This window comes from Calditrichota bacterium (assembly GCA_013112635.1).
GTDB lineage: Bacteria > Calditrichota > Calditrichia > Calditrichales > J004 > JABFGF01.
The window spans coordinates 76670-89567 of record JABFGF010000013.1; the positions used below are offsets into that span (position 1 = coordinate 76670).

Below are 12898 nucleotides of genomic sequence, written 5' to 3' on the forward strand. Positions count from 1 at the left end.
ATTGCGGGCAGGAATTGAGTGCGGCGGGTCACTTTATAAAAGATTTGTTAGATTACCGAGGATTTGTAGCAGCAAATTAAATTAAGGACCTAAATATTTGTCTAACCACTTTATTCCAAGTTTAACAACATACCAAATTAAAGTACTGGCTAAGAAACCAACTATTATACTGTGAATTTTTGAGGAAGGTTTTTTTAAGATGATCAATTCCATGCAGTATGGACAAATTAATTCATCCGAGTATCCCTTAAATAAATTAATAGAAAATTCGTTTTCGCAATGTAAACATTTTGTCTTTACCATTAGTAATCATTTTTCATAACAACCGAGGTTAAGGCGATTTAGCACTGAATAGTCTTCGAACCCTGAATCATGCTCCCCGTGTTAAATTCCTTGTACAACCTATTGTTAGCAAACGCTATTAATTTAATTTATACAAAATTGAGTTCATATTATAAGTTAGAAAATAGAAATTCTTTTTTTCAAAATAATTTGCTGCATAAACAGTAATGAGAATCCATAGACCATCCTTAGTATCAAAATAAGATTCAGGAATTTCAAACTTTCTATTTTCACCAGATAATTGCCATAACTTTGATTTAATTATGTCTCCATTTTCATCTATAAGAGTTGTTTGAATTTCAAACTTATCTATTTTACTATAGCTGTTCCAACTTACTACGTGACTATTTCCTGATTTTATATCTGAAAAATCACATAAAAAATTTACAATTCGATTGATAGATCCAGAATACGACTTGTTTAAGAACTTAATAACAAAATTTACATTCTCATGTGTATTGATAATGTTGGAGTCAATTTCTGTATAAATTGTATATTTATTACCATATTGTCGATCACTGAAATTGCTTTTATATGCATTTTTGCCATTAAGATCCACAGAAATGGTGTCAAAAGGAGATTGCATGTACATTTTCAATGAGGTTGGATGTTGAGTATTTAAAATAATAAAATAATCATATTGTTCACTAAAGTTTTCGGAAAAAATAGGGTGTTGTTCATTTTTACTATCTGAATCATAAATTAATGAGCAAGAATGAAAAACTGCTGATAAGATTATAAGAAAAATATTCAGATATAAATTAGTCATTTGCTTTCTTAGCGTTTAAGTTTGATAACATTTTATTAGTGTGATTCAACCTTATTCACACCCTTTAACTATACGACATAAAACCAATAGATTCAACCGTACAAAGTTAAACTTTTTTTGCTGTATTCAGGAATTTTTTGTTGCCGCTAAACCAGGGTTGGTAACTTATAGGAAAGTTGGTACTAATTTAAAGCTTACGATTTTTTGCATTAAATTAAAATGCTTATCCAAAGTGTAAAGTTCTAAATCATTTTGTAAAACATTATCCAAAATTATCAAGTCAGGGATTCCAACTTTATTCACACCATTTTTGAGGCATTTGGTTTGATATCCTACTATTTTATCCCAATTAATCGTAAGTGGAATTCTTGTTAATTCATTCAGTAGTTTTATCACATTCAATTGCTTTTTTAATCTTAGAAAGGGAACCAGTTCAGCCAGGATTAAATGGTTGTACAAACTATGTTTTGTTCAATTAGCGAGTCTAATTGACCTGAATTTTGTCAGCTCCTGAAATAATCGATCCAGACAGAACTATCTACCAGAATATTCATTTCTATTTCTCAAGGTGCTTAAGTCAATATCCAAATCAATTTTTCCTTTATATATTTTTAAAGATTTTATCTTATTTTTTTGGATTATATTTGATAAAGCCATTTTAATCAATTCTGTCTTTGACGGTGATTTAGTTAAGCTCATCGCTTCATTCATGAGCTCTTCAGGTATATCCAGAGTTGTTCTCATTTCCTCTCCTTTATGCATAGTCAAGATATTTTTGGCACATAGGCCCTTAAGTTGTGTTAAACAAATCTACATTTCCTCACGTGGCAGGGAATCGTACAAAACATTGCCATAAAGATAGAGTTCTCCCGGTTTTATAATATCCGGGAATTTTTCTTTACCGCTAAACCAGGGATTATAGATTTTTATTGCCAATTCACTGCAATAATATTTTCCGGGATAATTAAATCCAATAGTTCCCAGGTAATCATAATCTTTGCCAAGCAGCTTATCTGCATTTTGCCATGCGGTTTTTGCATTTTCATCTGTGCGCCAACGCGGCCTGATAATTAACAATCGGTAGGATTTATCAACAAATTCTTTTATTGTACTTGTGTGAACACCTTTTCCATCTGCTTCAATTACAGTTTTGCTAACAGAATCGTAAATGGCAACGTGGCTAATTGGAATTCCGGTAGCATTGGCCACTAAATTGGACGTAGCATGAAACCCTCGAATAACAAGCCAGTCACCTGTTTTGGCCAAACTGGAAACAGCTTGTTCAATTATCTTATTTTGTTTCTGATGGATTTCAGTTACCGGTTTTTTTATGATTGGCCTGCCAATGCAACCAAATAAAAATGTAAGAAATGCAATTGAGATAAATTTCATTTTTTCAGGGAGTTTTTGTTTCTGTTAGTTTAATAAAATGTGAAGTCAATTGCACTGCCTGGTTTCATCAGTTTTACTACTCAGTCCATCCATCTGCAACATCCACAACCACACGCCCGGATCGCGCCGGATCAGTTTGGCGTTTTAGGGCAACACCCAAATCAGCAATTTTATGTCGCGAGTCGATTGGAACCATCATACCATCATTCAACATTTCTCCCACTAATTCGAGATCTGCACTTTTTGAAACTACAGCAACAAAGCGGCAGTTTTTTGAACTGAAAATTGCTTTTATCATACCACTGATCAATTCCGGCCCCGGCAAAGTTGTTACGTATGTCCCCTTTGCCTTAAGTGTTTTTGCACAACTGCCAAAAGAATGCACAGCAGGCGTGTCAAAAACCAAATCATATTCTGATTCTGACTCCAGCGGGTTAGATTTTTTTCGGTCAATAACCAGATCAGCGCCAAGGGCCGTAACACGTTCAACATCTTTGGTGCTGCATACGGCGGTAACATGCGCTCCAAGGCGTTTTGCGATCCCAACTGCAACCGAGCCAACACCACCGGCTGCTCCGATAACCAAAACTTTTCCGTCTTTCTGCAAACCGCCAATATCCCGCAAAGATTGTAAACTGGTCATAGAAATTGTAGCGGCAGCAGCGGCTATATGGCTTGGAACATTGTCAGGTTTAACCGCAAGTTCCGTCCGAGGCAAAGTGATATACTCAGAAAATGAGCCTTGCCTGGTTTTGTTTGAAAAAGCCAGATGGCCCCAAACCGGTGTCCCTTTTTCCAAGTCAGAAACTCCATTTCCAACTTCATCAACAGTGCCGGCAAAATCCCATCCAACAATCAGCGGAGACGTTTTAGCGTGGAGAATACGCCCAACAAAACCTCCGCTAATAACCTTTTCTTCCGCCGGGTTAACAGATGCTGATATCACCTTTACCCGCACTTCATTCGTACCAGGATTTGGTTTCGGTATCTCAACCATTTCAACACTTTCCTTATTTACCGCCATGGCACGCATTTTCTCACTCATAACACACTCCCTTCTATTTATTATCAGCCATTAAATTTTTTAAATCCTCCACTGAAAAGACCGGCAAGCTGCAAGCAAAATTTTGACACACATAAGCTGTTACTTTTCCATCGATTGGTTGTTTGCCCTTAACCAGGGATGCTGTCAGTGCAGAATAATCGTCTCCCCCGGAAAGCAGCATTACCACCTTGTTTGGATTATATGTTCCAAACAAAAGCTCAAGGAACGCATTTACATTCTGATTTGTTTCACGGGCAATTAAAACCTCTTTCGGTTTTTCCAGATACATATCCAAAGCCGCCAGGTAACTGCCAAAGCCGTATGGGTTTTGTGAAAATTCAGCCGCATACTTTTTTAAAATCTTTTCACTTATCTGATAATATTCTTCCTTTTCCGTATAAGAAAAGAGACGAAGATTGTTCATCAGCATTACACCACCACCGGATGGAAGCGATGTATCGCTGGCATCTTTCATACGCCTGATCAGTTTTTCCTGCTGATCAGATGCTGTAAAATAACCACCGTTTTCGTAATCCCAAAAATGCGCGTTGGCATAATCATTTAGTTGAATAGCCAGCGCAATATATTCCGGAATGAACAAAGCTTCATAACTGTCCAGCAAAGCATTGGTTACAATGGCATAATCTTCAATAAAAGCATCGTACTTTGCTTTCCCAGCTTTGTAGGTGCGTTTCAACTTGTCTTTTATGATTAGATTTTTTCTGAGAAACGAGATATTCTTTTCAATGACATTTTTATATTTTTCATTGCGAGTGATTTGGTATGCCCTTGCGAAAGCCGATAACATCAAGCCATTCCAGGAGGAAATCACTTTATCATCCAATCCCGGCCGGATGCGTTTTTCACGTTCGAGCAAAAGTTTTTTTCGCCCATCCTTGAGAATCTTGCTTATTTCATCCACAGATCGATCAAACTTTTTTGAGAGCTGTTCAACGCTGGAAACCACATTCAAAATATTATGCCCTTCAAAATTCCCCGAATGAGTTACACCAAAAAATGCATTAAAAATCTCAGCATCCGCCCCAAGGATATCATCAATCTCTTCTTTTTGCCAAACATAAAACTTGCCTTCTTCACCCTCACTGTCCGCATCCAAACTGCTGTAAAATCCACCTTCGGGCGAGGTCATTTCGCGTAAAGTAAATTCCAGGGTTTCCTCCGCAATATTCAAATAGTATTCTTTTCCTGTAACCAGGTATGTGTCCAGGTAAAGTTGAACCAACTGGCCATTGTCGTAAAGCATTTTCTCAAAGTGCGGCACCAGCCATTTTTCATCCACAGAATAGCGTGCAAACCCACCGCCGATCTGATCATAAATGCCACCGTTTGCCATTTTCTGCAGCGTGTGTTCCACCATATTCAAATATTGAGGTTCTCCCGAATTGCGGTATTCGCGCAGAAAAAGGGAAAATACATTTACTGCAGGAAACTTGGGTGCGCGTCCTATGCCGCCATAAGTCGGTTCATAAAATCCGGATAATTGCTCAAGAGCGTTGTTCCAATCCTGGCGTTGCGGAATTTGCATATCGCCGGAATTATTTTTTTCACCAGCGCTTTTGGCAAGAAAAGCATGATCTATCTTTTCCAAATTCTTATGCAATTCAACTTTCTCATTATGATAAAAATTACTCATGGCCATAAGCAGACGTTTAAAACCAGGCCGGCCATAGCGGTCATCAGGAGGAAAATAAGTGCCGCCATAAAATGGCTTTTGATCCGGTGTTAAAAACACACTCATCGGCCAGCCACCGGAACCTGTTGTCATTTGTACAAATTCCATATAAAGCTGGTCAATATCAGGGCGCTCTTCCCTATCCACCTTGATGCAAACAAAATGTTCATTCATCATTTTGGCGATCTCTTCATTCTCAAAAGATTCGTGCTCCATAACATGGCACCAATGGCAGGATGAATAGCCCACACTGAGAAAAATTGGCTTATTTTCTTTTTGGGCAATGGCAAAAGCCTCTTCGCCCCAGGGATACCAATCCACAGGATTATGTGCATGTTGTAATAAATAAGGGCTCGTTTCGTTGATCAGTCTGTTTGTAAATTTAGGCATCGTTTTTCCTTTTTGATTATCCTGGGATGTTCCACAGGAAAGAATCAGCATAAGTAACAAGATTTTGACACTACTTAATTTGATCATTTATTATTTCGTCATCTTTTTTTATTGTGCGGATTGGTTTAACTTTAACATTCAAATAATGAATAGCAAAAAATTTAGACTTCAATTTATCTAAATGCATCGCCAATTTATCGCAAAAATATGATAGAATTTTTTATTGTAATTATAACCAGTTTAAGCATTGTTTATTTCCTGACAATGCATTTTTTAGAGACAGGGTTAAAAAAACTCAAAACTCCACCTAAAAATATTTTGTCCGATTCACTGATCAAAGTTTCTGTAATAGTGGCCTGTAGAAATGAAGAAGAAAATATACCCGGTTTAATAAAATGCCTTTTGGCCCAGCAAACAAAAAATATTGATATAGAATTTATCCTGGTCAATGACCGCTCAGAAGATTCAAGTGGGCAACTAATTGACGACCGGACTAACAAAGACAATCGCTTCAAATCTATTCATATCAAAGATCGGGTTGCCGGATTTGCACCAAAAAAATATGCCATCGATTGCGCAATAAAAGAAGCAAGCGGCGAAATCAACATTTTAACAGATGCAGATGGACGACCCGGCAAAGATTGGGTTCAATCGCTGGTGGCTTATTTTCAAAATGGTGCCGATATGTTGCTTGGCTATGCTCCGTATACAATTTCACAAAAATCATCCCTTTTTATGAAAATGCTGGCCCTGGAATATTTTGCGCCGGCGGCTGTGGCTGCGGCAACTACAGGCTTGGGTTACCCGCTAACCTGCGTTGGCACAAACATGGCTTACCGCAAAAATGTCTATCTGGAGATTGGCGGGTTTGGGGAATTCAAATCTTTTATTTCCGGTGATGATGATCTGTTTCTAACCCGCGTTCGCGAAAACGGCAATTATAAAATCCAATATGCAAATGATGAGAAATGCCATGTTTTTAACGCACCACCAAAAACTTTCAAGCAATTTGTAAACCAAAGATTGCGTTATGCAAGTAAAGGATTTGTCTACCCAAATAAAGTAACTGCCGGGCTAACCATTTATGTTCTGTTTAACTTTTTCCTTTTTTTTGGATTGATTTATGGCTTGTTCAATATGGGTCCAATTTTATGGAGTTCACTGGCTGCTTTGGCGATAAAAACTTTTTCAGAATATAAATTTACCCGGAAAGCCGCGCAGGCAATAAATGATAAGCGGTTTACAAATTACTATTTTGTTACGGCTTTACTGCACGTACCCTATATTTTGTTTTTTGGCATATTGGGTCAGTTAAAAATTTTCCGCTGGGCAGAGAAAAAAACTGAACACGGCATTGTAAAGTGAAATAACAGTTGGTGTCATTCCAAAGGCATTTCTTTTGGAGAAACTGAATTTAGATCCCCGATAAAAACTCTCGGGGATGACAATAAAAAGGAATACAACAAACTTAATAATAACATTGTCATTCTGAATGCAGCAAAGCGAAGTGAAGAATCCCATTTTTTTAAAATCTTAGGATTCATTGTCCTCCAAATGGTGAATAATACAACGAGTGTGTCATTCCTGTATGCTTTTAACAGGAATCTGAATAAAGTGGTAAATATAACCACAGAGATCGCAAAGTACACAGAGAAAAAACATTATATTACTTGAGTAAATCTGTGTAATTAGTGGAAATAAATTAAATGATTGTTTCTTAGAAATGTAATGAAAAAGCACAAAGAATCCGTCCAAAAATAATGAATGAAATTTACATAATCGCAATAATTGCCCTGGCTCTGTCCACAGCTTATATCTTTTTTCTGACTTATATGCTGAGCCATGAAAATCCTAAAAAGCATGAATTAGCAACGATTCCCAAAGTAAGTGTTCTGGTCGCCTTTCGTGATGAACAGAATAATATTCTTGCCTGTTGTGAAGCTCTAAACAAATTGGATTATCCAAAAGACAAGCTCGAAATCCTGATGCTCAATGATCAGTCCTCAGATGAATCCCCAAGAATCGTTGAAGAATATATTTTAGAAAAAGAATCTTTTCGTCTAATAAATATTGAAGGTGAGATGGCAAACCTCAAAGCCAAAATGAATGTGCTGGCCCAGGGCATTCAAAAATCAGGTGGGGAATTTATTTTTGTAACAGATGCAGATTGCCAACCCTCTCCTGGATGGATAAAAACCATGCTTCAATATTTTGATCCGACCATTGGCCTTGTTAGTGGCTTTACAATTCTTGAAAAACAAAACCCGGGTTTATTCAGCATTTTGCAAACTATGGATTGGATATTTCTGCAAGGTCTGGCTTTCTTATCCAGCAATATTAAAAAGCCAATTACAGTTATTGGCAACAATCTTGCTTTTCGTAGAAACGTGTATGATCAGATTGGCGGATTTGAGTCGATCGGTTTTTCCATAACCGAAGACCATGCCTTAATGAAAACCATTTTAGATAAAGCCAATAAACAAGTGAAATATATCCGGGACAAAGAGGCAATTGTTAAAAGCCTGCCCGTTAATAGTTTTGGCGATTTTCTAAAACAAAGATTACGCTGGATAAGAGGCGGAATGTCCGGGAGTTTGTTTTCTTTCTTTTTGGTAGGATTTTCTTTTATGGTTCACCTGGCGATTATTGCCCTCTTTGCCCTTTCCCAGTGGAATGGGGTTTCGGCCACCGCCATTGGCCTGATAATTGGCATTGATTATTTCCTGCTAAAAAAGCAGCTCAAAGCTCTGGGTCTGGAAAATCTAAAAAGGCATTTCGTAAAATTTGAGGTCTTCTATATTTTCTACCCAATTATTCTTTTTATGCTTACTCCTCTTTCAAAAAGAATTGGCTGGAAAGGGAGAAAGCTTTAAATCAATACATCATTCAAATCAACATAACTTCATCCAAAGCTGTCTTACACCATTTTTTTCATTAATAATATTTTATCCCACATAAAAAAGTGAGAAGCACAGTCAACAAATTTCAAAAAATAAGACAAAATTAAATAAATAGTTTGAAATCTTGTCATACTGATTTGTCAAATTTTCATTCGAAATTTGCATTAAAAAAACCTACCAAACACCTCTCTCTCAGCTAAATAAATATTTTTATTAAACTTATAATTTTTGGCATGATGATTGTTTACCAAAAAAATGTTTGTAAAAATAAACAACAAAACCTTTAACCAAATTAATAGGAGGTGTACTATGACACTTACTCGTTTGAATCCATCAAGAAGTATTTTCTCTTTAAAGAGTGATATGGATCGCTTATTTGACACCTTTTTTGATAATGGTGGCAGTGTAGCCGATTCTTATTCTGATGTAATCCCAAAGGTGGATATTCAGGAAAATGAACATGAGTTTATTATTCATTCTGAAATACCGGGCATGAAAAAGGATGATATTAAAATCACCTTTGAGAATAACTATTTGACAATCTCCGGCGAGAAGAAACCGGATAAGAGTTACAAAAAAGAAGATTTTCACCACATTGAGCGTCTCTATGGAAAATTTAGCAGAACCATGGCGATACCTGTTGGAGTGATGCTCGATAAAATTGATGCTGAGTATGTACAGGGCGTTCTTACGGTTAAAATTCCAAAGGCCGAAGAGGCAAAACCAAAACAGATTGCAGTTAAAGTAAAATAAATCGAAGCCAAAAGAAGGGCTGTCTCTTTGGACGGCCCTTCAATTAAAGATCTGACAAATTGAAGTTAAAAATGGAACCTCAAAAAAATGAAAACAAATCATTCTAAAAAGGACACAATACTAAATGGAGGCAAAATGAAAAGGAAAAACTATCTTTCCTCCACACCATTAATTCTGATTGGTATATTTACCGGGGCACTGTTCTTCTCAAATTTAGCTCCAATTTCTCAGGCTGAAGAAAGTGCTCCATCAATAAATAATGAGATTAATAACCAGGAGGGAGAAAAGAATCCGGTCGATCAACCATTATTAACGCTTCGAGATTTTAATAAGGCGTATATTAATATTGCCAAAAAAGTTAATCCAGCAGTTGTTACGGTTTTTACCGAAAAAATCCATAAAGTAAGAAATGTTGGATCACCTTTTTTTAATAGTCCGTTCGACCCATTTTTTAAGGATTTTTTTGGCAGGCAATTTCAACCAAAAACACCACAGGAAAAAGAATATCGCCAACAAGGTTTAGGATCCGGTGTAATCGTAGATAATAATGGATACATCCTTACAAACAATCATGTTATCGAAGGTGCAGATACCATTTATGTGCGGCTAATGGATTTGCGGGAAATTCCTGTTAAGGTGATTGGTGCCGACCCTAAAACAGATATTGCTGTTTTAAAAGTAGATGAGGAGAATTTGACCTATACAAAATTGGGGGATAGTAATAAGCTGGAAGTTGGCGAATGGGTACTTGCAATCGGCAGCCCTATGAGTCCCGATTTAGCGCATACAGTAACCAACGGAATTGTAAGTGCGAAAGGCCGTTCTAATGTTGGGTTGGCTGATTATGAAGATTTTATTCAAACTGATGCTGCAATAAATCCCGGGAACTCGGGAGGTGCACTCATAAACCTTGACGGTGAATTGGTTGGTATAAATACAGCAATTGCAACGCGTAGTGGTGGCTACCAAGGAATTGGCTTTGCCGTCCCAATAAATATGGCAAAGAATGTAATGAAGTCGCTTATAAAACATGGTACTGTTGTCAGGGGTTGGCTGGGAATCTATATCCAGGATGTTAATGAAACTATGGCAACGGCTATGGATTTACCTAATTCAAAAGGCACCCTGGTCTCGGACGTTTCTGAAGATGGCCCTGCGGAGGAAGCTGGAATTAAACCTGGCGATGTTATACTAAAACTTAACGAAACTTTGATTGATAATACAGCACAATTAAGAAATCTAATTGCCGCAATGACGCCCGAAACAGATGTAGTGTTACTAATATTGCGCGATGGTGAAGAAAAAAAAGTAAAAGTTTCCCTTGGCAAACTGGCCGCAGATGAAATAGCCCCGGAGATTGAGGAAAGATTAAACAAATTATTTGGGTTTAAAGCTGTTCCATTTGATGAACAAGCCAGCCAAAAGTATGGGCACAATAAATCATTAAAAGGTGTCATTGTCACTGAGTTAAGAAAATCAAGCCAACCATTTCGCTCAGGATTAAGAAACGGTGATCTGATTGTTGCGTTTAATAGAAATAAACTGGACGGCATTGAGGATTTTAATGAAGCGATTTCAAATATAAAAGAGGGAAATACTGTTCTGTTTACAATAATCCGAAACAACAGAAGTTTCTTTGTTGCTTTTAAATTATAATAATTGCCTTTTTGAGAAATCCCATTGTTGTGTTTTAACAATGGGATTTTTTAGAAATTTTAATTAAAGATGAGTGTAAAAAAACAATAGCTGCCGTAGTAAAAATCTGGACAGTATTTGTGTTTGGAAATTTAAAGCATGCTTTTGTTTATTTACGCAGCAAATCAATCACAGTCTCAATCACTTCAGAGCTATTAGCACTTTTTACAACCACCGCATCAGCACCAGATTTTATAGCACGTTCACGGGTCTTTTCCTTTTCATCTGCTGTAAATATTACAAGCTTTATGCCTTCGTTTTTCTGTTCTGTGCGAACTGCTTTACATATATCAATTCCAGACATTCCACCCGGTAACTGGAAATCAATTACAGCAGCATTTGGTCTCTCTTCCTTAATTATCCTGATTGCTTCCGTAGCGCTTGAAGCTACAATCGGTGTAAAATCGGCACGCCGGAATAAACGCACATATAGCTTAACTATAACAGGGTTGTCATCAACAATAACGACAGAGGGTGAATTTGTTCTCTGCTGAATTATTTTTGTGCCGGACGAAGTTCCTTTTTCAATAATATAAAACTTATCTTCTGGTTCCAATTTCAGGTTATCATCGGGATCAAGGATGTCTTTACCAAAGCGGCGCAATCCCAGTACTTTGTATTCCTTTTTTTTAATCAATTCAGCAATGGATAATCCAATCAATTTGGGTTCATTGTTTATTTCAATCCAATGCGGGGAAGGCTGGACGGTTTGATCTGTTTCATTTTCACTTTCAATCTTACCTGATGCCGAAAGCATCATTTTAGCAATACTGTGACCGGCATTGGTATAAGGTGAAATAACAGTATCTGCCCCAGCTTGCAGCATTCGTTTTTCAGACGTTACAGAATCGGTGCGTGCGATAATTTGTAAAGTTGGGTTTAATTCCCGGGCGGTCAAAGTAATGAATAGGTTATCTGCAACCGAGGGTAAAATAGCCAATAATCCGGCTGCCTTTTTTATTCCGGCTTTTAACAAGGTTTGGTCATTAATAGCATTGCCTTCTATATAAAGGAAGTTATCTTCGCCTAATTGCTTACAATTCTCAGAGCTTGATTCAATGATAACAAAGCTGTTGCCAATAGTTTGAAGTTTTTCGGCAACAGCATCGCCAACCCTTCCAAATCCGCATATAATATAATGCGAGTCTAATTGAGATATTTCTTTCAACATCTTTTTTTTCTCCGAATCTGAACTCATTATTCTACTAAAAAAGCTTTCAACAAAAGTGCGCCCAACAAATGCAATGCTGGCAAATCCAAATAAAATAAGGACGGAAGTAAACAATCTTCCCATTGATGATAATGGATGGATTTCTCCATATCCCACAGTCGTAATGGTTATAATCGTCATGTAAAATCCATCGGTTATGGAATAATTTTCCAGGTATGAATAACCAAAAGTTCCCCCGGCGATTACAAAAATCATAAACACAATCGAAATATATACTTGACGATTTGCTGATTTAAACATTCTCATTTAATCCAAATCACTTAAAGCGGTTTTTTGCCGCTTAATATTAAAATGTACTTTTGCTCTATTTTTATGTTTTCGGACTGTTTATAAAACAACATAATGTTGTTCATTTTATAGAATAAAAACTGGACATAAAGTGATATTTCCTGGAGAAAAAAAATCCCGACAATTGCCGGAGCAAAAATCGGGATAATATTTAGAGGATTGCAAAAAAGGTAGATCAGCGATAATTATTTATAGTTAGTATCAAATGATACCTTAATGAATTTTGTGTATTTTAAACCAAAATCTAAGGAGGTATCATTATGGATCAAAACCTTACCAAAAGGCTTCATTCCAAGTCTGTTAAAAACGCTATTGTTAATAATATTTCTCATGATTTCAACCTTACACCGATACTGGCTGAAGCTTACTTTAACCAGATTAAAAACTATTTCTTAGAACA

General features: G+C 36.8%; 11 protein-coding genes and 1 pseudogene. 5 read left to right on the forward strand and 7 right to left on the reverse strand.

All coding sequences use genetic code 11. The annotated features are described in order from the left end of the window. Positions 1-421: 421 nt before the first annotated feature. From HND50_20800 to HND50_20825, 6 genes and pseudogenes are all read right to left on the reverse strand, one after another. Complete coding sequence (locus HND50_20800; protein NOG47690.1) at positions 422-1111, reverse strand: hypothetical protein; 690 nt, start codon at positions 1109-1111, stop codon at positions 422-424. Between the two features lie 165 nt (positions 1112-1276). Next, positions 1277-1665: pseudogene (locus HND50_20805) on the reverse strand (PIN domain-containing protein). Beyond that, complete coding sequence (locus HND50_20810; GenBank protein NOG47691.1) at positions 1646-1855, reverse strand: type II toxin-antitoxin system VapB family antitoxin; 210 nt, start codon at positions 1853-1855, stop codon at positions 1646-1648. Before HND50_20810 ends, HND50_20805 begins: the two are co-directional and overlap by 20 nt. 66 nt (positions 1856-1921) lie before the next feature. Then, a complete protein-coding gene (locus HND50_20815) occupies positions 1922-2503 on the reverse strand; it encodes a hypothetical protein (GenBank protein ID NOG47692.1) in 582 nt (193 codons plus the stop codon). A gap of 76 nt (positions 2504-2579) precedes the next feature. Next, positions 2580-3548 (reverse strand): NAD(P)-dependent alcohol dehydrogenase, encoded by a 969-nt coding sequence (locus HND50_20820; protein ID NOG47693.1) that lies wholly within the window; start codon positions 3546-3548, stop codon positions 2580-2582. 13 nt (positions 3549-3561) lie between these two features. Continuing rightward, positions 3562-5631 carry a thioredoxin domain-containing protein gene (locus HND50_20825; protein NOG47694.1) on the reverse strand — a complete coding sequence of 690 codons (2070 nt, stop codon included), beginning with the start codon at positions 5629-5631 and terminating at the stop codon, positions 3562-3564. A 207-nt stretch (positions 5632-5838) separates the two neighbouring features. On the opposite strand from HND50_20825, the gene HND50_20830 reads away from it, so the two are divergent. The 4 genes from HND50_20830 (at position 5839) to HND50_20845 (ending at position 10940) form a co-directional block, all read left to right on the forward strand. Continuing rightward, positions 5839-6996: a glycosyltransferase gene (locus HND50_20830; GenBank protein ID NOG47695.1), complete on the forward strand. Its 1158-nt coding sequence runs from the start codon at positions 5839-5841 to the stop codon at positions 6994-6996. Positions 6997-7391: 395 nt separating this feature from the next. Further along, positions 7392-8504 carry a glycosyltransferase gene (locus HND50_20835; protein NOG47696.1) on the forward strand — a complete coding sequence of 371 codons (1113 nt, stop codon included), beginning with the start codon at positions 7392-7394 and terminating at the stop codon, positions 8502-8504. A 336-nt stretch (positions 8505-8840) separates the two neighbouring features. Then, positions 8841-9284 (forward strand): Hsp20/alpha crystallin family protein, encoded by a 444-nt coding sequence (locus HND50_20840; protein ID NOG47697.1) that lies wholly within the window; start codon positions 8841-8843, stop codon positions 9282-9284. 135 nt (positions 9285-9419) lie between these two features. After that, the gene (locus tag HND50_20845; protein NOG47698.1) at positions 9420-10940 is read left to right on the forward strand and encodes a Do family serine endopeptidase; all 1521 of its coding nucleotides are present in this window, start codon (positions 9420-9422) and stop codon (positions 10938-10940) included. A 148-nt stretch (positions 10941-11088) separates the two neighbouring features. Here the strand turns inward: HND50_20845 and HND50_20850 are convergent, their stop codons facing one another. Further along, the gene (locus HND50_20850) at positions 11089-12450 is read right to left on the reverse strand and encodes a response regulator (protein ID NOG47699.1); all 1362 of its coding nucleotides are present in this window, start codon (positions 12448-12450) and stop codon (positions 11089-11091) included. A 308-nt stretch (positions 12451-12758) separates the two neighbouring features. On the opposite strand from HND50_20850, the gene HND50_20855 reads away from it, so the two are divergent. Continuing rightward, positions 12759-12898 (forward strand): hypothetical protein (locus HND50_20855; protein NOG47700.1); only part of this gene is annotated, 140 nt, incomplete at its 3' end.

What these genes read in the sequence shown, in the direction of transcription:
- HND50_20840 (NOG47697.1), top strand. Translation starts at nt 8,841, where the DNA reads ATGACACTTACTCGTTTGAATCCATCAAGAAGTATTTTCTCTTTAAAG.
- HND50_20850 (NOG47699.1), bottom strand. Translation starts at nt 12,450, where the DNA reads ATGTTTAAATCAGCAAATCGTCAAGTATATATTTCGATTGTGTTTATG.
- HND50_20800 (NOG47690.1), bottom strand. Translation starts at nt 1,111, where the DNA reads ATGACTAATTTATATCTGAATATTTTTCTTATAATCTTATCAGCAGTT.
- HND50_20845 (NOG47698.1), top strand. Translation starts at nt 9,420, where the DNA reads ATGAAAAGGAAAAACTATCTTTCCTCCACACCATTAATTCTGATTGGT.
- HND50_20830 (NOG47695.1), top strand. Translation starts at nt 5,839, where the DNA reads ATGATAGAATTTTTTATTGTAATTATAACCAGTTTAAGCATTGTTTAT.
- HND50_20820 (NOG47693.1), bottom strand. Translation starts at nt 3,548, where the DNA reads ATGAGTGAGAAAATGCGTGCCATGGCGGTAAATAAGGAAAGTGTTGAA.
- HND50_20835 (NOG47696.1), top strand. Translation starts at nt 7,392, where the DNA reads ATGAATGAAATTTACATAATCGCAATAATTGCCCTGGCTCTGTCCACA.
- HND50_20825 (NOG47694.1), bottom strand. Translation starts at nt 5,631, where the DNA reads ATGCCTAAATTTACAAACAGACTGATCAACGAAACGAGCCCTTATTTA.
- HND50_20815 (NOG47692.1), bottom strand. Translation starts at nt 2,503, where the DNA reads ATGAAATTTATCTCAATTGCATTTCTTACATTTTTATTTGGTTGCATT.
- HND50_20810 (NOG47691.1), bottom strand. Translation starts at nt 1,855, where the DNA reads ATGAGAACAACTCTGGATATACCTGAAGAGCTCATGAATGAAGCGATG.